The organism is Sulfurimonas sp. RIFOXYD2_FULL_34_21 (assembly GCF_001830805.1).
Classification (GTDB): Bacteria; Campylobacterota; Campylobacteria; order Campylobacterales; family Sulfurimonadaceae; genus Sulfurimonas.
In genome coordinates this window covers 26,151-48,256 of the sequence record NZ_MICH01000002.1, presented here as the reverse complement: position 1 = coordinate 48,256, position 22,106 = coordinate 26,151, and the positions used below count along the sequence as shown (strand labels likewise).

General features: G+C 34.6%; 20 protein-coding genes. 11 read left to right on the top strand and 9 right to left on the bottom strand.

The window, feature by feature from the left end:
• The first annotated feature begins 73 nt into the window (after nt 1-73).
• From A2530_RS01545 to A2530_RS01530, 4 genes are all read left to right on the top strand, one after another.
• A complete protein-coding gene (locus A2530_RS01545) occupies nt 74-1,570 on the top strand; it encodes an FAD-dependent oxidoreductase (RefSeq protein WP_294884540.1) in 1,497 nt (498 codons plus the stop codon).
• A gap of 112 nt (nt 1,571-1,682) precedes the next feature.
• Nucleotides 1,683-3,287 (top strand): ABC-F family ATP-binding cassette domain-containing protein, encoded by a 1,605-nt coding sequence (locus tag A2530_RS01540; protein WP_294884628.1) that lies wholly within the window; start codon nt 1,683-1,685, stop codon nt 3,285-3,287.
• Nucleotides 3,274-4,113 carry a DUF5718 family protein gene (locus A2530_RS01535; RefSeq protein WP_294884541.1) on the top strand — a complete coding sequence of 280 codons (840 nt, stop codon included), beginning with the start codon at nt 3,274-3,276 and terminating at the stop codon, nt 4,111-4,113. The genes A2530_RS01540 and A2530_RS01535 overlap by 14 nt, the downstream gene beginning before the upstream one ends.
• Nucleotides 4,110-4,451, top strand: a complete 342-nt coding sequence (locus tag A2530_RS01530) for a translation initiation factor (RefSeq protein WP_294884542.1) — start codon at nt 4,110-4,112, stop codon at nt 4,449-4,451. The genes A2530_RS01535 and A2530_RS01530 overlap by 4 nt, the downstream gene beginning before the upstream one ends.
• Here the strand turns inward: A2530_RS01530 and A2530_RS01525 are convergent.
• Nucleotides 4,438-4,803 carry a helix-turn-helix transcriptional regulator gene (locus tag A2530_RS01525; protein WP_294884543.1) on the bottom strand — a complete coding sequence of 122 codons (366 nt, stop codon included), beginning with the start codon at nt 4,801-4,803 and terminating at the stop codon, nt 4,438-4,440. The two genes, A2530_RS01530 and A2530_RS01525, sit on opposite strands and share 14 nt — an antisense overlap.
• Before the next feature lie 94 nt (nt 4,804-4,897).
• Here A2530_RS01525 and A2530_RS01520 point away from each other — a divergent pair, with 94 nt between their 5' ends.
• The 3 genes from A2530_RS01520 to A2530_RS01510 all read left to right on the top strand — a co-directional run bounded on the left by A2530_RS01520 (nt 4,898) and on the right by A2530_RS01510 (nt 6,014).
• Complete coding sequence (locus tag A2530_RS01520) at nt 4,898-5,368, top strand: rhodanese-like domain-containing protein (protein ID WP_294884544.1); 471 nt, start codon at nt 4,898-4,900, stop codon at nt 5,366-5,368.
• Nucleotides 5,365-5,718 (top strand): DsrE/DsrF/TusD sulfur relay family protein, encoded by a 354-nt coding sequence (locus A2530_RS01515; protein WP_294884546.1) that lies wholly within the window; start codon nt 5,365-5,367, stop codon nt 5,716-5,718. The genes A2530_RS01520 and A2530_RS01515 overlap by 4 nt, the downstream gene beginning before the upstream one ends.
• A gap of 62 nt (nt 5,719-5,780) precedes the next feature.
• Nucleotides 5,781-6,014, top strand: a complete 234-nt coding sequence (locus A2530_RS01510; protein ID WP_294884548.1) for a hypothetical protein — start codon at nt 5,781-5,783, stop codon at nt 6,012-6,014.
• 327 nt (nt 6,015-6,341) lie between these two features.
• Here the strand turns inward: A2530_RS01510 and dmeF are convergent, their stop codons facing one another.
• The 7 genes from dmeF to A2530_RS01475 form a co-directional block, all read right to left on the bottom strand.
• Nucleotides 6,342-7,271, bottom strand: a complete 930-nt coding sequence (gene dmeF / locus A2530_RS01505) for a CDF family Co(II)/Ni(II) efflux transporter DmeF (protein ID WP_294884550.1) — start codon at nt 7,269-7,271, stop codon at nt 6,342-6,344.
• A gap of 79 nt (nt 7,272-7,350) precedes the next feature.
• Nucleotides 7,351-8,160, bottom strand: a complete 810-nt coding sequence (locus A2530_RS01500) for a hypothetical protein (RefSeq protein WP_294884552.1) — start codon at nt 8,158-8,160, stop codon at nt 7,351-7,353.
• The gene (locus tag A2530_RS01495) at nt 8,160-8,492 is read right to left on the bottom strand and encodes a hypothetical protein (RefSeq protein WP_294884553.1); all 333 of its coding nucleotides are present in this window, start codon (nt 8,490-8,492) and stop codon (nt 8,160-8,162) included. The genes A2530_RS01500 and A2530_RS01495 overlap by 1 nt, the downstream gene beginning before the upstream one ends.
• An 11-nt stretch (nt 8,493-8,503) precedes the next feature.
• On the bottom strand, nt 8,504-9,565 hold the full coding sequence (locus A2530_RS01490; protein ID WP_294884555.1) for a HAMP domain-containing sensor histidine kinase: 1,062 nt from the start codon (nt 9,563-9,565) through the stop codon (nt 8,504-8,506).
• Nucleotides 9,552-10,184: a response regulator transcription factor gene (locus A2530_RS01485; protein WP_294884557.1), complete on the bottom strand. Its 633-nt coding sequence runs from the start codon at nt 10,182-10,184 to the stop codon at nt 9,552-9,554. Before A2530_RS01485 ends, A2530_RS01490 begins: the two co-directional genes overlap by 14 nt.
• A 36-nt stretch (nt 10,185-10,220) precedes the next feature.
• Entirely contained in the window at nt 10,221-10,814 is a 594-nt protein-coding gene (locus A2530_RS01480) for a DUF2202 domain-containing protein (RefSeq protein ID WP_294884559.1), read from the bottom strand.
• A gap of 82 nt (nt 10,815-10,896) precedes the next feature.
• Nucleotides 10,897-14,361: a bifunctional proline dehydrogenase/L-glutamate gamma-semialdehyde dehydrogenase gene (locus tag A2530_RS01475; protein ID WP_294884560.1), complete on the bottom strand. Its 3,465-nt coding sequence runs from the start codon at nt 14,359-14,361 to the stop codon at nt 10,897-10,899.
• Nucleotides 14,362-14,537: 176 nt separating this feature from the next.
• Between A2530_RS01475 and gdhA the strand changes: the two genes are divergently transcribed.
• Entirely contained in the window at nt 14,538-15,890 is a 1,353-nt protein-coding gene (gdhA, locus tag A2530_RS01470) for an NADP-specific glutamate dehydrogenase (protein WP_294884561.1), read from the top strand.
• 46 nt (nt 15,891-15,936) lie between these two features.
• Here the strand turns inward: gdhA and A2530_RS01465 are convergent, their stop codons facing one another.
• A complete protein-coding gene (locus A2530_RS01465) occupies nt 15,937-17,190 on the bottom strand; it encodes a diguanylate cyclase (protein ID WP_294884562.1) in 1,254 nt (417 codons plus the stop codon).
• A gap of 151 nt (nt 17,191-17,341) precedes the next feature.
• Here A2530_RS01465 and A2530_RS01460 point away from each other — a divergent pair, with 151 nt between their 5' ends.
• The 3 genes from A2530_RS01460 to napA all read left to right on the top strand — a co-directional run bounded on the left by A2530_RS01460 (nt 17,342) and on the right by napA (nt 22,072).
• A complete protein-coding gene (locus A2530_RS01460; protein WP_294884564.1) occupies nt 17,342-18,010 on the top strand; it encodes a Crp/Fnr family transcriptional regulator in 669 nt (222 codons plus the stop codon).
• Nucleotides 18,007-19,017 (top strand): type IV pili methyl-accepting chemotaxis transducer N-terminal domain-containing protein, encoded by a 1,011-nt coding sequence (locus A2530_RS01455; protein WP_294884565.1) that lies wholly within the window; start codon nt 18,007-18,009, stop codon nt 19,015-19,017. The genes A2530_RS01460 and A2530_RS01455 overlap by 4 nt, the downstream gene beginning before the upstream one ends.
• Nucleotides 19,018-19,252: 235 nt before the next feature.
• Nucleotides 19,253-22,072, top strand: coding sequence for a nitrate reductase catalytic subunit NapA (gene napA / locus A2530_RS01450; protein WP_294884566.1), 2,820 nt, complete (start codon nt 19,253-19,255; stop codon nt 22,070-22,072).
• Nucleotides 22,073-22,106: the final 34 nt, after the last annotated feature.

Here is a 22,106-nt window from a genome sequence, read left to right as displayed (position 1 = left end):
TTAAAAAATTGTAAGATAGTATAATAAATTAGCTACAATATAACTAAAAGAGACTCTATCAAGGAAATTTAAAATGGCTAATAAAAATTTTGAAGTAATCATAGTCGGAGCCGGTATTTCAGGTACTGCGTTAGCATATGAACTTGCAAGATATACCGATATCAAATCAATCGGCATTATCGAGAAATACGAAGATATTGCCACTTTAAATTCATGTGCCACAAGCAATTCTCAAACAATACATGTAGGAGATATTGAGACCAACTATACACTTCAAAAAGCTGCAATTACAAAACGTACCGCAAAAATGGTTGAGAAATATTGTCTGCAACACCATTATCAAAATGAGATACTTTTTTCACATCAAAAGATGGCTTTGGGTGTGGGCAAAAAAGAGGTTGAGTTTCTGCTGCATCGTTACGAAGAGTTTTTTGAACTTTTTCCATACTTGGAAGTCTGGAATAAAGAGAGACTAAAAGAGTTGGAACCACGCGTCGTTTTTGATGAAGACGGCAATGAGAGAAAAGATGATATAGTAGGAATAGGAACAAAAGATCAATGGACTACCGTTGATTTTGGAAAATTATCAAAATCATTTTTAGAAAATGCTAAAAAAGAGAGCAATACTGACGTAGAACTTTTTTTAAACACTCAAGTTTTAAATATTAAAAAAAGTAAAAAACGCGGATATATAGTTGAGACTAAAAAAGATAAATTTTATGCGGATTTTGTAGTGGTTGATGCAGGAGCACACTCTTTGTTTTTAGCACATCAGATGGGATTTGGTCTAAATCTAGGATGTCTTCCTGTTGCAGGAAGTTTTTACATGACAAATGAAAAAATGCTTAAAGGCAAAGTTTATATGATTCAAAATCCAAAGCTCCCCTTTGCCGCTCTTCACGGCGACCCTGACGTTTTGGCAAACGGAAACACTCGCTTTGGCCCGACTGCATTGATGTTGCCAAAACTTGAGCGCTATAAAAAAGGCACTTACATGGACTTTTGGAAAACTCTTAGATTTGATAAAAACATAGCTATTGCTCTTTGGAAACTTCTAAAAGAGAGTGATATTAGAAACTATATATTTAGAAACTTTCTATTTGAAATCCCTTTTATAAATAAGTATCTGTTTTTAAAAGATGCTAGAAAAATTGTTCCCTCTCTTAAACTTAGCGAATTTAGATATGCCAAAGGTTTTGGCGGCGTTCGTCCTCAAGTACTAAACAAAGATGAACAAAAACTTCTGCTTGGCGAAGCTTCCATCTATACGGGAGAGGGTCTTATTTTTAACATGACGCCATCTCCGGGGGCAACTTCTTGTCTTGGCAATGCAGAACGGGATATGAAGTATATTGCCAAATATTTAGGAAAAAACTTCAATGAAAAAAAATTCAACGATGAACTTACTGACGGCGATTACTGCGTACTTCCGGAGCCTGTTATATCACAAAAAGCGATTCTAAATCTAATCAGGGCAGAGATACAAAGAACAGAGGAAAAATATCATCAAGATTTACATGTAAACAAACCAACTGATGATTTTTGGGATAAACCGCATAGCAAAATCTAAGTTATAATATTCACAGAACTCAATTATTAAATAGGCTTTAAACAACTCTTAGATATAATCGCGAAAAATAATTGGCACACTACTATGATGTGCCAAAATGAGAGAAATCACAATGGTAACAGTACAAAATTTAGTTATGCGTTACGGAAACAGAGTCCTGTTTCAAGATATAAACCTTAAACTTGACCGTCATAAAAGATATGGTCTAATAGGTGCTAACGGTGCAGGAAAAACAACATTTTTAAAAATACTCAGCGGTCAAATTAAAGAGTATGAGGGCGAAATAATAATCCCAAAAACAAACAAAGTAGGTGTTTTAGGACAAAATCAGTATGCGTTTGAAGACTATACTATTGCCGATGCCGTTTTATACGGAAACAAAAGGCTCTATGATGCAATCAAAGAAAAAGAAGTTATTTATGCAACGGGCGATTTTGAAGATGATGCAGTAAATAACCGTCTTGCAGAGCTTGAGACTATCTGTGTCGAAGAAGACCCTACTTACGAGTATGATGTAAATATTGCAAAAATTTTAGAAAATGTCGGTATTCCTGCAAGCGAGCATGGAGAGCTTATGAGTACACTTGACAGCGCGGATAAATTTAAAGTTCTTTTAGCTCAAGTTTTATACCCGAAACCTGATGTACTGTTTCTTGATGAGCCTACAAATAACCTTGATATTCAAACAATCAGTTGGCTAGAGCATGAACTTCAACGCCATGAAGGAACAATGGTTGTAATCTCACATGATAGACACTTCTTAAATGCAGTCGTTACAAATATATTAGACGTTGATTATCAAAAAATCCGTGAGTTTACGGGTAACTATGATGACTGGTATATAGCTGCAAACGTTATAGCTAAACAACAAGAGCTAAACAATGCTAAAAAAGAGAAAGAAAAAGAGCAGCTTGAGGCTTTCGTACGTCGTTTCAGCGCAAATGCTTCAAAAGCAAAACAGGCAACATCAAGACAAAAACAGCTTGATAAGTTAGTAATCGATGATATAAAACCATCTTCAAGAAGAGACCCAAGCATCGTATTTAAAGCAAAAAGAACAATGGGTGACGAAGCTCTACATATAATCGGTATAAATCACTCTTACGGCGATAATGAAGTTTTAAAAAATATAACTTTAAAATTTGAACCGGGCGAAAAAGTTGCACTTATCGGTCCAAACGGTGCAGGTAAAACAACTCTTTTAAAAATAATAATGGAAGAGATGAAGCCATCTAGCGGAGAGATTCACTGGGGTGCTACTATTGAGAACAGCTACTTTCCTCAAGATACGGCAGATATCATCAAAGGTGATGGAACTCTTTATGATTGGTTGAAATCTTTTAACCCAAAAGGCGATATGGCAGAGGTTAGAAACTGTTTAGGTCGTATGCTTTTTAATGGAGAGCAACAAGAAAAATCGGTTGTAAGTATTTCAGGCGGTGAAAAGCACAGAATGATGCTTAGTAAAATGATGCTAGAAGGCGGAAACTTTTTAGTTCTGGATGAGCCTTCGAATCACCTTGACCTTGAAGCTATCGTTGCACTAGGTGAAGCTCTTTACAACTTCAAAGGAAATGTTATCTGTGTTTCACATGACCGTGAGCTTCTTGACGCTTTTGCAAACCGTGTTATAGAACTTAGAGAAGACGGAAGCTATGTTGACTTTAAAGGTTCATACGAAGAGTTCGCAGAAGCGAAACAAAATGGACAAATATAGAGATTTTTTAGGGCTGGGAATTGCAGGCAACTTTGCGCTGCACTTAGCCCAAGCCGGCGAGCTTGAAGATTTTAAAAATATCATCACGGCCGATGAAGCTGCTCCTAAAGGGATGTTCCCCTTTTATCTGCCTCTACATGTAAAAGAGGCAAAAGAGATTTTAAATACCTATCCTATATCTAGTTCTACTATCAGACTTCCAGACTTACATGTAAATATTCAAGCGGAACCCGAAGTCGCTCTTATTTGCGCTCTTGAATACAAAAATAACAAACTATATAAAATAACTCCTACTCATTTTGGCGCATACAACGACTGTTCAATTAGAGTTGCCGGTGCTAGTAAAATTAGCGATAAAAAAAACTGGGGAGAGAACTCTAAAGGTATAAGTGACAATCTAATCGTTATCGACAAATTTGAGAGCGGCGGAGTGATGGATAACTACTCAATCTGCTCTTTTTTAAAAAGAGACGGTAAAGTTTATGCTTACGGAGAAGATGTTGAGCTTGGCGGTTACAGCTACTTTTATGAAAAACTGCTTGATTGGATGGTTAATCAGATAAACACTCAACAAGACTTCGGTCCGCTTGAACCTTTGAGTGAATATATATCTACATGTAACTATCCCGCTAATGCCGTAATAAGTATCGGCGCGACAAGATACACTCCTTATGGAGAAAGTACCTTTTTGAAAAAAGATGATGAACTGTTTGTAATGCTTTACAATCACTCTGCTTTATCATCACATGACATTTTAGAGAGTATAAAAAATGGTAATTATGATTTGGCAAATATGAGCATACTAGAGCAAAAAGTCATTCAATGAGCAGAGGAAAAAAACTAGATATTTTTATCGGCGCAGAGATTGAAGATGGCTGGGCTGAAATTAAATCGCCTAGAAAAACAGTTATTGCAGATGAGATTTTAGAACCTTCCAAACACTTTTTGGTTTTTAAAAAAGAGAAAAGACGCGGTAAAACGGTAACTCTTGTCGGCGAATTTCATCTACATGTAAGCCAATTGGAAACTATACTAAAAAATTTAAAGAAAAAACTAGGCTGCGGCGGAACTCTTAAAGATGGATGGATGGAGTTTCAAGGCGAGTTACAAGAGAAGCTGCGGGAGCTTCTAATAAATGAAGGTTTTAGGTTTAAGAGGGGATAAAGAACAGTTCTCTATTTGATTCAAAATTTTCAACTAGAGTATCAAAACATCCTCCTAATTCACGGATTGTTTCAATATTTGGCTCAATATATATCTTATTACCCTTTTTTTCCATCGTTATTATGTTTGCCTCACGCAGCTCTTTAAGATGTTTTGAAATAGTAGGAAGTGCAAAATCAAAATGTTCTGCGATGGTGCTTACACATGTCGCATGAGGACTGACTTTTACCTTCGGGTCTTTTTTGTCAATTGAACAGGTATAACCTCCCGTAAAAACATTTTTAAAAATCAAAAAACGAGTCTCATTCCCCAACGCCTTAAAGATTTTGATTTTTTGCTGCATATCTAACATTTGTCACCCTTGACATTTTATTTCTATTATTATACCATGTTTTAACTATTTAGCTAAATGCCTAATTAGCTAAATATTAACACAAAGGAATCTTATGAAAAAAATACTCTTAGCACTTGCATTATTAGCAACAACTGCATTGATGGCAGACTCTATGAGTAAAATGGATTTAATCAACAATGCAAAAAAAGAGGTTGGCGAAATTATCCCGCAGAAACTAAAATCTATGCTTGATGAGGGCGAGGATGTGATTGTTCTTGATGTAAGAGAGAGCGAACAAAGAGCCGAAGGAAATATCCCCTCAAGTGAGTTAAATCAAGACCAGTTTATCGCAATCACTCGCGGAAATTTGGAATGGGATGTAGCCCAAAAGATTACCGACAAAGATGCGATTATCGTAACATTTTGTCGTAAAGGCGGTCGCGGCGCACTTGCTGCTCAAGTACTAAGAAAAATGGGATACAAAAATGCAACAACTCTGCAAAGCGGTTTAAAAGGTTGGGCACAAGCCGGCTATCCTATTCAAACAGGCTTAGGTATAACAATATTAAAGGAAAAAAGATGACGACTATTATTTTAAATCATCAACCGTATGACGGAACAGATGTGACATGGAATGCACTTCGTTTGGCAAAAACACTTGTTAAAAGCGGCGAAGAGGTAAATATATTTTTAATGAATGATGCCGTTGATTTGGCTCGCGATAAAACTTCTAAGCCCGATAGCTACGATTATGATTTGGTTGCTATGCTAAAAGAACTTTATGAAAAAGGTACAAAACTTCAGGTATGCGGTACATGTAACGCTCGTTGCGGATTGTTTAAAAATGAACCCTACTTTGATGAAAAGGTATCTTCTACTATGCAAATTCTTGCCGATTGGGTTATCGCAAGTGATAAGGTACTTACTTTTTAAATATAAAAATTGACACAAATATCTCGTTATTGTATTGTTTGCACTTTATTTTAAGGAAAATTATGAAAAAAACGACTCTACTTATATTTTTTTGTCTGCTTTTGCAAAATTTAGGTGCAGATGAAGTTAGCGCAGAGGCAAAAATTATACATGTAATAAGCGACAGAGCCAACATGTATGCCCCGCAAGACGGCAGTGCATATCTTTTGAAGCTAAAATACGAAGCGGATATTTATAGAGAATACACAGAAAAAAAGATGAACAATATAAGCATACTCGCTTCTTATATATTTTAGAGACGGCTTTTATTAATCGTAATTTAATCTCTTTGCAGATAAATTCATCGTCTTCTAAAAGTAGTATTTTCATATTTATAATCCTTTGACACTTTGGAAGCACTTTTATTTGCCTATAATTATAGGATTACCCGTCAAACTACCCAACGGCAGCTCTTGCAACTTTTAAAAATGAAGAGATAAAGTATCCTTTTGTTTATAAACATTTTGAAAAAGAGGAGATGTTTTTGGCTTGTACTTTAGAGAGTTGTTTTAGTTATGGTTTAGAGTTTGAGAGAGTTAAAAAAGATATAGAGGCTCTAGTGAAATAAAAGAGGCCGCTACAGCTTAAATTATCTCCACGTTAATATGCACTAACTCTTCATGAATTGAAAGTTCTTGTTTTATATTTTTTATATTTATTTCATTTTTTGAACTTAAAGTAAGAATACACCCATATTTACCTTTGCCGACTCTCCAAACATGTAAATCTTCTATAATAATTTTATCTTCCAAAGAGTTTATGACGTCCATAATTTCTTTAACAATCGGCTCATCCATGGTTGCATCAAGTAAAATTTTTCCCGATTGTTTTATAAGTCCTATCGCCCAGATTGTTACTAAAACTGACCCTACTATTCCCATAACCGGATCAAGCCAAGAAGCTCCCCATAATATTCCGCCGATTAGAGCCGTAATTGCCAAAATAGAAGTAAGTGCATCTGTTAGTACATGAATATAGGCGGCTTTTAGATTGACGTCATGATGATGTTCATGAGAGTGATTGGGATTGTGATTGTGGTCGTGATCGTGATGGTGGTGGTCGTTTTTTAAAAGCCAAGCACAAATAAGATTTACAATAAGTCCTACGATGGCAATAATAATCGCCTCTTTATATGCAATTTGAGTTGGATTTATTATTCTCTCAACTGAATGATAAAACATAAAAAAAGCGACAACGACAAGCAAAATTGCACTCGTATAGCCTCCTAAAACTTCAATTTTGTAAGTTCCAAAATTAAATCTTGTATCATTTGCGTACTTGTGTGCCATAACATATGCCATATATGCCATACCAAGAGCAAGTGCATGTGAACTCATATGCCAACCATCGGCTAAAAGCGCCATAGAGTTGTAGTAATATCCACCGATGATTTCTACTATCATTGTCGCAAAAGTTAAAAACGTAGCATAAAGTGTATTTTTCTTTGCAATTGGATTAACCGTATCAAAACTATGCGAATGACTAATCTCTTTTAATGTTTTTATTGTGTTCATTTCATTTTCCTATTAATAAAGCTGTTTGCTCTTATTTTAAAATTAAAAAAATAGTTTTCATAAATATATTTTACCCTTATTAAAAGCCGTATCCTATTCTCAATAACAAAGAATGGTTGCTAGATTGTTCATTTAATCCATAATCATAATCTGCACAAAAAAACCAATGTAAATCAACTCTATAAGAGTACCCTGCTCTTACGGTTTTAATATCCTCGATATCTTTGTAAATACTGCTATTTTGATTGTATGACAAAGAGAGTGAATTTTTAAAGTTAATCATATATCCGATACCTATAGAGTAGTTTGAAATATTCTGATATTTAACCAATGAGGTGTCGGAATCTTTTACCGATGTGTAACCTAAATTTCCAAACAAATACGCCGGAATATCCAGCAAGTACTCAAATCCGCCATAAATCGAATAATCTGTTTTTTCGTTATCATAGCCGCTTTCATAAGTTGGTAAAATTACTCCTACACCGCTGTTTAACGAAAGTTTTTCGCTAATGGGATATTTGTAAAAAAGAGTAATTACCGTATCATCAAAACCGCTTTTGTTTTTTGCACCTATCTTTGAATAGTATTTTGAAGTAAATAGTTCTATATTCCAACTATCTATATAAATATCACTTTGAAATGAAAAGGTAACGGTATCCCCGCGTTGCTGCGACGAATAGTTAACTTGAGAGTATCTTATACCTGTAATTATATCTAAAGAGATTTTCTTATCTATCTTTTTTACGCTACATCCACTCAAATCTACCAACTCACTAAAAGGTGTTTGCGGACACTTGTCAAGCATATCTTCAACTCCGTCCAAATCACTATCATCATAACCAAATGCAAAAGTGACGATAAACAGCAATAAAAAGATCACCCTCAACATTAATGATTTCCTTGCTGCTTAACTCCCATTGAAGCTCCACTTTTAAAACGAAACTGATGCGATTTGTTATTTCTATCATTTATATTTTTATTTCTTATACTGTTTTGAAAACCTTTATTTTGAAAATTCATATTTTTTTGAATCATCTCAAGAGTATTAAAACGTTCCTGCTCATTCATTTTGGCAATCTGAACTTTAAGACGGTTCATCATCTCAACTCTCTCTTTTGGGTTTGCATTTTTTACTGCTTCTATCTGCTCATTTATTGACTCGGCATTTACGAGATTTATCATGCCCATAATTAACAAAATTATATATATTTTATAACTCATAATATATCCTTTTATACACTCTTTGAATTAAGTTCTTTTAAATCAAGAGTAAAAATTGTTCCACTATTTATTTCACTTTTAACTTTTATATCTATTTTAAGTTCATCACAAAATTTTTTTACTATATTTAGCCCGATACCTGCTCCATCCTTGCTCTCTTTATAAAAACGCTCAAATATTTTATCAGGATGCTCTATCCCTTTGCCGTTATCTTCTACATGTAAAAGAGATGCTAAAGAGTCTATATAAATTTTTACAAAACCTTTATTACGGTTATATTTTGCGGCATTATCTATAAGATTATCGACGATTCGTTTTATCGCACTGTAATTTGTGTTTAAAAATAGTGGCTCATCTTTAAACTCAAAATTGATATTTGGATAGAGTTTCATATATACCGATAATCTCTCTTTTACAAGCTCCCTTAAATCAAACAGCTCTCTATGATACTCATGTTTTTCAAGATAACTGCGCAAGTTATCTCCGAGTGAAACTATGGTGTCTATACTTTGAGAGATTCTTTGCAATTTTCGCTCATCTTTTGGCATTACCTCTAAGCGGCTTACATTTAAGCGCAAAGCAGACAGAGGAGTGTTTAAATCATGTAAAATATCCCTGCTAAACTCCTCTGTTAAATGAAGTGCCCTGCGAAGAGGATAAAGAGCATATACCGAAAATAAAACGGAAATAATAGCTATAACAAAAAGTGCCCACATAAAGAGGATAAAAACTTTTTTTTGTTCATATTGTAGTTCTTTTTTATAATCTTTTTGTGATAGAGCAAGTTTTAAAACATGTGAATCATTTTTTGGTATAGGGAATAGTGCAAAAAGCTCTTTAGAAGTAATATTGAGGCGATATAACTCTTTTGAATCAATAAATACGAAATCAAATTCATATTTATTACATTTTAAATCATAACCGCATATACGCATCTCGTTATATATTTTCTCTTGTAAATCATGAGTCAATTGTTTGTACTCTAAGTATGCAAGCACACCGCTTAAAAAAGCAAGTGATAGAAAAAAAACACCGAAACTTTTTAAAAACGACTCTTTCTCAGCTCTTCTCAAGGCGGTACCCTACTCCTCTGATGTTTTGTATCTCCCATCCCGTAGTCTGCTTTAGTTTGTTTATAGCAACTCGAAGAGCACTATGACTTGGATGTTCCATCAAATCAAAGAGACTCTCTTTACTTATAGTTCTGCCTATATTTGAGATAAAAAGTCTTAAAAATGCCCCTTGAACATCGCCTAGTGATAAAACTTTACCTTCTATTTTTACCTCGTTTTCTAAAAAAGAGTAGGTAATGTTTTTAAACTCCAAGACTTTATCTTGATGCAAAAACCGTGCTTCAATTCTGAGCAAAAGCTCTTGAGGATAAAACGGTTTTTTTATATAATCCTCTGCACCGACAGAGAAACCCTTTGAAATAGCAGCAATATCACTCATAGCGCTTATGAAAATAACAGGTGTCTTATCCTCTGCACCACGCAGATACTCGACTAAATCAAATCCATCAATTTTAGGAACATTTATATCAAAAATATATAAATCATAATCCTCGTTATAAGCAGCTTCGGATGCCTCATCACCGTCAATAACCCATGTAGTTTTATATCCGGCTTCTGTAAGCATCTCATATATCGTTTCGCCTAGTATAGAGTCATCTTCTAAAAATAAAATTTTCAATTCCTCTTCCTTACGAATTATACTTTTGTCATTTAATTAAGCGATAGATTCAAAAATATTTATTTGGTTTAGAGATGAATTTTCTAAACCAAAATAAACCCGTTCCAATAAAATAGATTCTGTGTTATCTGTTATAACCTCTAATTCTGCAATAGCACTCTCTTCCATATAAATAGCTACATTTACTGCTGCCTCCGTAGAAACAGATGCTTCTAACATAAGCGTATCATAAATATTCTGAATCTCTGCATTGCTAAACACTCCGGTTTCAGTTGATAAAGAGCTTGTATCTACATCTAACCTATCAGCTGTAAAAAGAAGTTTATCGTATTGTCTTCCCTCTAAAAATGATGCAAAATCAAACTCGTCTAATTCGGTTTGTTCAGAAAGTTCTACATATATTTCATGCATCATCTTCTCTTTTTCAATAACATAAAGCAGAGATTGCGCTTCGCTTTCTGAAACAGAAAGAGCTTCATTGCTAAAATAGGGGCTACGTCCATATCCGAATCCGCCTCCGTTACCTGAAAAACCGCCGCCATATCCAAATCCGCCAAAACTACTTATTGAATTACCGCTATAGCCTGAAAAACCACCGCCGAATCCACTTTGACCAAAACCTCTACCCATAATTGACTCCTTTTACTCATTATTCTTCTATTAGAAGAGTAAAAGTATTGCAAAAGAGCATTAGCGAAGTGTTAGTGCTAAACTACTCTTTACTTAAACCTCTAGCTCCTAGATTTCCGTATCTATGATATGAGTTTGTAACGCTCTGTTCTATAAAGTAGTGAAGAAGTTCTATCCTGCCGTTAGCTACAAAAGGCTCGCTTGATATATGTTTTGCCTCATTTTTAAGAGCATAATATATTTTTTTGCTTACATGTAAAGGATTTAAAAACCTGATTCTTTTAGCTTTTTTCATAGATTCTATCATCTCGTCTTCATCTTCTAGCTTCAACACATCCCTATCTTTGAGTATCTCTTTTGAGCTGTTTATAAGCCATACCAACGCTTCACTATCTATCTTTTTAGGGAGTGAGACATGTATCTTTGCACCTGCTAGATTTGCCGCTTTTATGGATGCTACTATCTCACTCAAAACATCACTCTGCTCAAATCTGAAAAAAACACTCTCAACACTTAAATATCTTATAACATTGCTCTCGCCTCTAATATTTGCATAGTCATGCTCTTTGCTAAATTCGCTCTCGTACCAACAATCAAAATTTTCCTCTATCATTTGTACTTCATCAATTTTGGTTGATTTTATATTCATAAACTGTGTTACATAGTTAAATCCGCCAGCTTTTTTTCCGCTTCCGATTGCCGATTTTCCCATACCGCCAAAAGGTTGGCGGATAACAATTGCACCTGTTGTACCTCTGTTTATATATAGGTTTCCTGCTTTAAGCCTGTTTTTCCAAATATCTTGTTCTCTCTCATCCAAACTCTCTAACCCTGATGTCAAACCATAACCTGTAGAGTTTACGATTTCTATGGCATCATCCAAATCTTTTGCATGCATTACGCTAAGAACAGGTCCAAAAAGCTCGTTCATGTGGCAAAAATCACCTTTTTTAGTTCCCCATCTGATGGATGGTTTTAACATGTAAGGGTTGTTACTGTCTGCATAACTTGGCTTTATAAGCCACTCTTCACCATCATCAAGATATTCAAGTGCTTTTTTAAGGTTACCCGATGGCTTTGAAGATAATGCTCCGATTCTATTTTTTAAATCCCAAACTGAACCAACCTCAACAGACGATACCGCGTCTATTAAAACTCTTTTAAAATTCTCATCACTGTAAAGTTCATCTTCTAAGACAAGCAAAGAGGTAGCAGAACACTTCTGTCCTGAGTTGTTAAATGCGGAAGCAACTACATTTTTTACAGCCTGTTCATGATCACTCATGGCCGTAACGATAGTTGCATCTTTTCCGCCCGTCTCTGCACTAAGATGTATATCAGGACGCTGTTTTATCATGCTATAAGCGGTCTGCTCGCCACCCGTAAATATAGTAAAATCTATATCTTTGTTAGTGATAAGTTCATCTCCCGCCAAAGCTCCGCTTGATGGAAGAAACTGAAGTGTATTTTTACTAACCCCTGCACTCCAAAAACACTCACAAACCATCTTTGCACATAAAACTGCATCAGATGCCGGTTTTAGAATTACGGTATTTCCTGTAGCAAGAGATGCCGCAATGCCGCCTGTGGGAATCGCTATTGGAAAATTCCATGGACTAATGACAAGTCCAACCCCTTTTGGCGTTACATGTAAGTTATCCAATTTCTCAATCTCTCTAACACTATATGGATAAAAGTTTAAAAAGTCTATCGCTTCTGAAACCTCAACATCACTCTCGCTAAAAACTTTTCCTACCTCGGCAGCGGCTATGCCTATTAAATCGCCTCTTTTTTTTCTAAACTCATCTGCCACATGCATAAGTATCTTTTGCCGCTCTTTTGAACTAAGCGCTCTCCATCCGTCAGGGTCGGCTTTAGCGACTTCAACTGCCTTTTGCATATCTGTTTTATTTGCTCTTGCGTAAGAACCTACGATAATATTTTGATGATATTGTGACTTATCTATTACTTCTACAATATCATCATTCTGTATCTCAATTGACCCGACAACTGCTCTTGCATGGTATCCGCCACTTTTTGAGATATTTTTCCACTTATAAGCTATAGACTCTGCCCATTTTCTATTTTGAGGAAGCACAAAATCGGTATCTGCCTCACTTTTATACATGTAGTTATCTAAATCAATATCAGTTTTTTGTATCTCTTTGTTTCTATCTTGAATACGGTACGGAGTAAGCTTTAAATCTTTTATCTCCTCTAGTGAGTCATCATAACTCTTTATAAGAGTCTGCCATGAAGAAGAATCCACTTTAAGTCCGAAACTGTGTCTTAAAAAGTTTTGTTTTGCGGTATTTTCATCAAATCTTCTAACAAGATAAGCTATTGCATTTGTAAAAGTTTTTTGTGTAGCGGTAGGAGCATAAAGTATGACATTTAATCCCTCTTTTTTCAAAACTCTGTAAGCAGTCTCACTCATTCCTTCTAACATTTCCGCAGTATAAAACTCCTCAACTTTTCTCTCACGTGAGAGGAGCATTCCAAGAGCATGATCAAAAAGATTGTGTGAAGCGACTCCTACATGTACAAAAGAAGCAACTTCGCTACTTAAAAGATACTCCATCACTACTTTGTAATTAGCATCACTTTGAGATTTTTTTGTGTAAGTCACACACTCCCAGCCTCTTAGACTAGCCTCTGTTAACTCCATCTCCTGATTTGCACCTTTAACCAGACGAACTTTTACGGGTGCTCCGCCGTTTTCTACTCTACTTTTTGCCCAATAGACCAAATCTTTTGCAAGTTCAAGAGTATCGGGCAGATAAGTTTGAAGAACAATTCCCGCATAAAGATTTTTAAATCTCTCTAATGAGAGCGTATTTTTCAAGACATCTATTGTCAGGCTGACATCTTTATACTCTTCCATATCAAGATTTACAAACTTGTTTTTCTCTAATGCAATCTCATATATTTTTTGCAGTTTATTTGATATTTGCTCAACACTCCACTCATGAGCCAAAGGGTTTATCTGCGAAAACAGTGTAGAGATTTTTATAGAGATATAGTCAATATTGGGATTTTGGAGTGTTTTTATATATTTTTCTACTCTTTCATTAGCCTCTTTTTCGCCTAAAACTATCTCGCCGATTATGTTTATATTTACGCGAGTTTTCTCCTCTTTTCTCTTTTTTATATGCTCTATAAGAGGCTCTTCTTCGCCGTAAAGAACTATATCTTTTACATCACGTCTAAGATACTTTATAAAAATAGGTATGGAGATATCCGGTACATGTACACCTACTTTTAAAAAAGAGAGTACAAGCAACTCCTCTAAATTACTAAAAAAAGTGGTATCTTTATATTTGTTAAATATATATTCGAGCTGATTAGCTACTCTATGGGGATTGTTTGAGCGAAAACTCTGGTCTAAAAGCTCAATTAAAAATATCTTGTTTTGCTCATCTTTTAACATCCTTCGCATTGTGTCGTGAAATTTCTTCTCACTTTTTTCTCTATGCTCATCTATATATAACTGCCAATTTTTTGCTATATTTTTTGCTTCATCAAAAAGATTTTGTTCTATTTTCATACTCTGCTCCTTATCACTTCAATATCAGCCTATCAAAAAATAGTGAAGTAGTCAAGTGAAAATTGATTAAATTTTAAGCGATTTTTTAAAAAATTCATTAAATTTTACCTATATTTACACTTTTTTAACTTTTTTTAGAGTAGTATCTTTTCCTATTTTAAAATTAAGGAAAATATATGCCGTATGTAAAAGAAGTTTTTGAATACCTAAAGAGATCAAGCCCGTCTCAAAAAGAGTTTTACCAAGCTGCCGAAGAGGTACTTGAATCTCTTCGTCCATTGATGGAAAAATACCCAAAGTATAGAGAACATAAGATTATAGAGAGAATTGTAGAGCCTGAGAGACAGATACTCTTTCGTGTAAACTGGGTTGATGACAATGGTGTTATTCAAGTAAACAAAGGTTATAGGATAGAGTTTAACTCGGCACTTGGACCATATAAAGGGGGTCTTAGATTCCATCCTAGCGTAAATGCTGGTGTTATCAAATTTTTAGGTTTTGAGCAGATATTTAAAAACTCTTTAACAGGTCTTCAAATCGGAGGCGGAAAAGGCGGAAGTGATTTTAATCCTAAAGGCAAATCTAACAATGAAATTATGAGATTTTGTCAAGCTTTTATGAGCGAACTATTTAGACATATCGGTGCAAATACGGATGTTCCTGCGGGCGATATCGGTGTTGGAGGTAGAGAAATCGGCTATATGTTTGGTATGTATAAAAAACTTGCCAACAAATATGAGGGTGTTTTAACAGGTAAATCACTTAAATGGGGTGGTTCACTGGCACGTACAGAAGCTACGGGATATGGCGCTGTTTACTTTGCAAAATATATGCTTGAAGATAGAGGCGAGACATTAGAGGGTAAAAAATGTGTAGTTTCAGGAAGCGGAAATGTATCTATCTACACTATTGAAAAACTTTACCATCTAGGAGCTATCCCTATTACATGTAGTGATTCTAACGGTATGATTCATGATGAAGATGGAATTGATTTAGAACTTTTAAAAGATTTAAAAGAGGTTAGACGTGAGAGACTTACGGAGTATGTAAAACATAGACCAAATGCAAAATACACTCCTATTGAAGAGTATCCAGAGGATTGTAACGGTGTTTATACAATTCCTTGCTATGCAGCATTTCCAAGTGCTACGCAAAATGAGTTAAATCTAAATGATGCGAAAAATCTTCTAGCAAACGGTTGTGTTTGTATAAGCGAGGGTGCAAATATGCCTTCAACTCCAGAGGCTGTTGATCTTTTTGTAGAGTCAAAAATCTCTTACGGTCCAGGTAAAGCTGCAAATGCCGGCGGTGTTGCTACAAGTCAGCTTGAGATGGCACAAAATGCTTCTATGGTTAACTGGACTTTTGAAGAAGTTGATACAAAACTTGCTCAAATTATGAAAAATATATATACAAGTGCAAGTACAACTGCAGCTGAATTTGGCGAGCCTACAAACCTAGTATTAGGTGCAAATATCGCAGGATTTAGAAAAGTAGCAGACGCTATGATAGAGCAAGGATTAGTTTAATCCATATCTTTTTATCTATCTTTGAAGAGTCAAAGATAGATAAAGCCTATATATTATCTTCTTGATTTATCTCTTTAATACTTGCCTTACTTACATAAGTACTCATACAGTACCTATCTCTTCCGCTCTCTTTTGCTTCATAAAGCATCTCATCTGCACGTGTGATTAACGCATCTTCATTTAGAGACTCATCTGCCTCACAACCTGCCACTCCTATTGATATAGTAACAAATTGATTTACCTTAGAGCTTTCATGCCTAATTTCTCTAGCTCTAATTAAGTCGCAAACCTCGTTAGCCATAAGCTTACAATTAGATTCTGAAGTATCTGTAAGTAATATTCCAAACTCCTCTCCACCTAATCTAAATACAAAATCACCTGGGCGTTTAAGAGTATCTTGTAAAACTTTTGCAACGCTCTTAAGAGCGAAATCTCCCTCTATGTGACCGTACGTATCGTTATACTGTTTAAAATAGTCAATATCAAGCATCATAAATGCTATATAACTATTGGTTCTTTTGGCACGTTTTAGCTCTCTGTCATAAACAATATTAAAATATCTTCTATTGTATAACCCTGTCAAAGAGTCGGTATATGATGCATTCTCAAGTCTTTTATTCGCTCTTTTTAATTTTTTTGTAGTTAGTTCAAGAGCGGTTTGGTCATTTTGAATACTTTTAAACACATAGTAAGAAATTACTACGATGCCAAAAATAACCATTACCAAAATAGAGCCTACTTGAAATAAAATAGAGTCATAAAGTTTTAAGAAATTTTTTCTATCGTACTTTGCAACTTCTACCTCATAATCTATAAGTTTTTTTATAACTTTGTCAATATGAGTAATTTGTCTCTCAATACTCTCTAACGATATATCTTGTACTATATTTTTATCTAAATTTACGGTATCTAAAAAATATCTATTCACATTTTTTATCTCTGTTGCGGTGTATTGTATGTACTTTAATTCATCATCTCTTTTAAAATGAGATTCATAGTTTTTCCACTCTTTTTCAATTATATCTATTGCACTTTTTATTTGTGATTTAACCTTATCTTTATCCATCTGTGAATTTTTAGCTTTGTACATAACAATATTTAATTTACTGTGATAAGTTTGAAGAATACGGTTAAGTTCTACAACAGGAACCAGTGAGCCAAAATAAAGTGAATCTAAATTTTTTTTCATCAAATTAAGATTTAGACCACCCATAAGACCGATAATTATTAGCCCTATTATAATTATTATAAAAACAAAAACAAGCTTACTTTTTAATTTTAAAGTTTTTATAAAATTCACGACATCTTCCTAGAGAATACCTTTAATTTATTTAGGAGCAAACACTATACCAAATATAAGAAATTGTTTTTAAAAAAATATCTTTTATGATAAAATACATGCCGCATAAAATTTTATATCGATAATTTTTTTAAAAAAGTAAAAAACAGTAATGAATGAAAAACTAAATTATATTAAACGGCTATCTTTTTTTAGTTCTTTAGATAGTAAAAAACTAACTCTTATCGATAACATGTCAAAAATAATTACTTATCCCAAAAACTCCATACTTTTTTATGAAAACGACACAAATAACAAAATATTTTTTTTAGTATCGGGACTTTTAAAAGTATATAAAATTGATAAATTTGAAAATGAAATTTTTTTATATTATATACATAAAAACTCGCTTATTTCTGAACTTACTACTTTAGAAAATGACACTATACACTGCTTCTCTAATGCCGAATTTATGGAAGAGAGTATTGTGTTAGAGGTTGATTTTTTAGAACTTAAAACACACTTTTTATCAAAAAACATACTTAACAACGAATTCATTAATGAGATACTGCTAAAAACTCAACAACTTCACTGTGTAGTTAACAGAGAGCTGGTTTTTGATGCAACTGCAAAAGTTGCTTTTACTTTGTGTGATGATTTAGAGATGTTTAACTCTTTAAAGAGACATGAGGTCTCTTTTATGCTTCATATTCAGCCTGAGACTCTATCAAGAGTTCTTAAAAAGCTCAAAAGAAGTTCAATTATAGATATTGAAAACTCAAATGTAGTAATTCTAAACAAACAATTACTCCAAAATATATATAAAGGCGAAGCATCGTGATTAAAACAAATAAAATCAGTACAAAAATAAAATTTATCGGTGCTATATTAATATTTTTAATGGCAAGCGTAATTGGAACTACAATATATCTAAATCAACAAAATATCAAAGATGCTCTACTGATTAATATCGCCGGCAAACAAAGAATGTTAACGCAAAAGATTGCAAAAAATATCTTTTATGTTTACTACAACAATACACATGATTTTTATGAATTAAATTTGGCTTGTGATGAGTTTATAGAGGGTTTAAATACTTTAAGACACGGCAACCATGACAAAGGAATATTGGTTGTTCCGACATATCAAATATCAAATCAGCTTATGGAAGTAGGCAAATTATGGGAAAAATTTTATGAAGACGTTCAAAATTTTAAACTCATAACAAATGTGACTCCTGAAAAAAAAGAAGAGCTTGAAAAAATTGTCGTTTCTATATACAAACATAATACTATCCTTCTAAACAACGTCGATAAATTGGTTACCATGTACACTAATCACAGTGAAGATAAAACAAATTTTATAAAAACATTTCAATACTCTTCTGGAGCTATACTCTTTTTACTTTTTATCTATTCGCTTTTGCAATTAAAGTCTATCGAATCACATGTAGATTCATTTATGCAGTACTCAAAAATGCTGGTAAACAATGAAGATATATCAAGCCTTATTCCTCTTAAGCTTGAAGCTGAAAGTGAGAGTGAAATCGTAGAAGTAAGCGACACTATCAACTGTTTTATCAAAAAAATCAACTCTGCTATGGAGTACTCAAACGAAGCACTTCTTCAATCTCAAAAAGCTTCATCAAAACTAGAAGAGCTAACGGATGAGTTCGATACTATCTTAGATGAGTTAAAAGACAAATCACTCGCTTCAAAACACCTAAATAACAGCGAAGACATGGTAATAGAGTCAACTGAAGAGCTAATAAATTCGACAAAAAAACTCTCAAATTTAAAAAAAGAGTTGGATAATTTAATTAAAAGCTGTCAAGAGCTTAAGTCTTAACAGCAGTAATTATAATTTCAAAATCTTATTCTTATTTTTAATGCTACTTATATTCACACTTTTATAAATAAAAATAATCTTAATCTTGAAAACTAATTGTTTTGACTTAGGTCAAAGATTTTAAAACCTTCAAAGTGCTAATATAAACCTCGTTAATGGACACCTTAACAAAAAATAGTGAGATGCAGTGGTTTCGTACTATAGTGTCTTAAAAAATTATTAAACAGGAGAAAATATGTCACTTTCAAGAAGAGAATTTCTTAAAAGTTCAGCGGCGGCATCTGCAGCAGCAGCAATCGGTATGAGTGTACCGGCAGAGCTAAGTGCAGCAGCAAACGAAGCTGAAGGCGACTGGAGATGGGACAAGGCAGCTTGTCGTTTCTGCGGTACGGGTTGTGGTATTATGATGGCAACAAAAAACGGTAAAATCGTTGCTGTTAAAGGAGACCCTGCTGCACCGGTAAACAGAGGTCTTAACTGTATTAAAGGTTACTTTAATGCTAAGATTATGTACGGTGCGGATAGACTTACTCAACCGTTACTAAGAGTTGATGCTAACGGCAAATTTGACAAAAAAGGTAAATTTGTTCCGGTATCATGGGAAAGAGCTTTTGATGAGATGGAAGTCAACATTAAAAAAGCACTTAAATCAGGCGGACCTGAGGCTGTTGGTATTTTTGCATCTGGTCAATACACGATTATGGAAGGTTATGCAGCTCAAAAAATGATGAAAGCTGGATTACGTTCAAATGCAATCGACCCGAATGCTCGTCACTGTATGGCATCTGCTGTTGTTGGTTTTTACCAAACTTTCGGTGTTGATGAGCCTTCAGGATGTTATGATGATATCGAGCTTACTGATACAATCGTATCTTGGGGTTCAAACATGGCAGAGATGCACCCTATTCTTTGGTCTCGTGTAACAGATAGAAAACTTTCTGATCCAGACAGAGTAAAAGTCGTATCAATTCAAACATATACACACAGAACTTCTGACTTAGCTGATATTGAAATTATCTTCTCTCCAAATACGGATACTGCTCTATGGAACTATGTTGCTAGAGAAATCGTAATGAGAGATGATGCTGAAAAAATTATTGACTGGGATTTCGTTAAGAAACATATGATTTTTGCAACCGGTCCTGTAAATATTGGTTACGGTATGAGAAGAGAGGGCGAAAAGTCTCTTAAAGCAGGTAAATACAGTGCTTTAGAAATGGAAACGATTTCTAAAGAGATGAGTAAAGTCGTATCTCATAAAGAGGGACCTGCATTAGAGCCGTACGGATATAAAGCCGGCGACACTATGAAACATACTGCCGGTACTTTAGCTCACTGGGAAATATCATTTGAAGATTATAAAAAATCTTTAGAGCCTTATACACTTGATTATACTGCGAATATCGTAAAAGGTAATCCTGATGAAAATATTGAAGATTTTAAAGCTAAACTTCAAGCATTAGCAAATCTTTATATTGAAAAAGGTAGAAAAGTAGTATCTTTCTGGACAATGGGTATGAATCAACATACACGCGGTACATGGTGTAATACTCTTTCATACAATGTTCACTTTATGTTAAACAAACAAGCTGTTCCTGGTTCTGGAGCGTTCTCTTTAACTGGTCAACCTTCTGCTTGTGGTACTGCTCGTGAAGTTGGTACATTTACACATAGACTTCCTGCAGATATGATGGTTGCAAACCCTGCACACAGAAAAATTGCTGAGAACAAATGGATGGTTCCTGAAGGAACACTAAACGGTGTGGGTGTACAACACATTATGAAAATTCACCGTGACATCGAAGATGGCTTAATCAAATTTGCATGGGTAAATGTTTGTAATCCTTACCAAGACTCTGCATCTGCTCATCACTGGATTAAAGCAGCTCGTGAAATGGATAACTTTATCGTTACTTCTGATGGATACCCTGGTATTTCAGCTAAAGTATCAGACCTTATCTTACCATCTGCTATGATTTATGAGAAGTGGGGAGCTTACGGTAATGCTGAGCGCAGAACTCAACACTGGAGACAACAAGTTCTTCCTGTTGGAGATGCGATGAGTGATACATGGCAATGGGTTGAGCTTTCAAAAAGATTTACAGTTAAAGAAGTATGGGGCGAATATGCACCGTCAGGTCCAAGAAAAGAGGCACTTCCAAGCGTTATCGACAAAGCAAAAGCAATGGGATACAATGAAGATACAACTCTTTTTGAGATACTTTTTGCTAATAAAATTGCTAAAACTTATGCACTTGACCAAAGCGATCCTATTCAAAAAGGATACGACAATACTGAATGTTACGGAGATAGCAGAAATGTTGTCGGAAGTGACGGAAAAATATTTAAAGGGTATGGTTTCTTCCTTCAAAAATACCTTTGGGAAGAGTATGCTGCATTTACTCGCGGACATGGTCATGACCTTGCACCGTTTGATGTTTATCACAAAGTACGTGGTCTTAAATGGCCTGTTGTTGATGGAAAAGAGACAGCATGGAGATTTAATGCTAAATACGATCCTTATGCGGCAAAAGCTACTAAAGACACAGGTAATTCACATGCGTTCTACGGGTCAATTGCAAAAGCACTTCCTTCCGGTGACTTAAGCGGTGTTAAAGTTAAAGATAAGAAATCTTTAGCAAACAAAGCTAAAATATTTGCTCGTCCGTACATGGATCCACCGGAAATGCCGGATGCAAACTACGATGTTTGGTTATGTACAGGTCGTGTACTAGAACACTGGCATTCAGGAACTATGACTATGCGTGTACCTGAACTATATCGTGCGGTTCCTGAAGCATTATGTTATATGCATCCAAAAGACGCAGAAGCTAAAGACCTTAAACAAGGCGGCTTATGCTGGGTAGAATCACGTCGTGGTAAAGTAAAAGCTAGAGTTGAGACTCGTGGTAGAAATAGACCTCCTAGAGGGCTAGTATTTGTACCTTGGTTCGATGAAAAAGTATTTATCAATAAAGTATGTTTGGATGCTACATGTCCAATGTCAAAACAAACAGACTTTAAAAAATGTGCAGTAAAAATTTACAAAGCATAATTTAAATATCTAAAAGGATAAGGAAAGTTTTGCA

What these genes read in the sequence shown, in the direction of transcription:
- A2530_RS01515 (WP_294884546.1), top strand. Translation starts at nt 5,365, where the DNA reads ATGACGACTATTATTTTAAATCATCAACCGTATGACGGAACAGATGTG.
- napA (WP_294884566.1), top strand. Translation starts at nt 19,253, where the DNA reads ATGTCACTTTCAAGAAGAGAATTTCTTAAAAGTTCAGCGGCGGCATCT.
- A2530_RS01525 (WP_294884543.1), bottom strand. Translation starts at nt 4,803, where the DNA reads ATGTTAGATATGCAGCAAAAAATCAAAATCTTTAAGGCGTTGGGGAAT.
- A2530_RS01495 (WP_294884553.1), bottom strand. Translation starts at nt 8,492, where the DNA reads ATGAGTTATAAAATATATATAATTTTGTTAATTATGGGCATGATAAAT.
- A2530_RS01475 (WP_294884560.1), bottom strand. Translation starts at nt 14,361, where the DNA reads ATGAAAATAGAACAAAATCTTTTTGATGAAGCAAAAAATATAGCAAAA.
- A2530_RS01520 (WP_294884544.1), top strand. Translation starts at nt 4,898, where the DNA reads ATGAAAAAAATACTCTTAGCACTTGCATTATTAGCAACAACTGCATTG.
- A2530_RS01530 (WP_294884542.1), top strand. Translation starts at nt 4,110, where the DNA reads ATGAGCAGAGGAAAAAAACTAGATATTTTTATCGGCGCAGAGATTGAA.
- A2530_RS01480 (WP_294884559.1), bottom strand. Translation starts at nt 10,814, where the DNA reads ATGGGTAGAGGTTTTGGTCAAAGTGGATTCGGCGGTGGTTTTTCAGGC.
- dmeF (WP_294884550.1), bottom strand. Translation starts at nt 7,271, where the DNA reads ATGAACACAATAAAAACATTAAAAGAGATTAGTCATTCGCATAGTTTT.
- A2530_RS01545 (WP_294884540.1), top strand. Translation starts at nt 74, where the DNA reads ATGGCTAATAAAAATTTTGAAGTAATCATAGTCGGAGCCGGTATTTCA.
- A2530_RS01540 (WP_294884628.1), top strand. Translation starts at nt 1,683, where the DNA reads ATGGTAACAGTACAAAATTTAGTTATGCGTTACGGAAACAGAGTCCTG.
- gdhA (WP_294884561.1), top strand. Translation starts at nt 14,538, where the DNA reads ATGCCGTATGTAAAAGAAGTTTTTGAATACCTAAAGAGATCAAGCCCG.
- A2530_RS01460 (WP_294884564.1), top strand. Translation starts at nt 17,342, where the DNA reads ATGAATGAAAAACTAAATTATATTAAACGGCTATCTTTTTTTAGTTCT.
- A2530_RS01510 (WP_294884548.1), top strand. Translation starts at nt 5,781, where the DNA reads ATGAAAAAAACGACTCTACTTATATTTTTTTGTCTGCTTTTGCAAAAT.
- A2530_RS01535 (WP_294884541.1), top strand. Translation starts at nt 3,274, where the DNA reads ATGGACAAATATAGAGATTTTTTAGGGCTGGGAATTGCAGGCAACTTT.
- A2530_RS01500 (WP_294884552.1), bottom strand. Translation starts at nt 8,160, where the DNA reads ATGTTGAGGGTGATCTTTTTATTGCTGTTTATCGTCACTTTTGCATTT.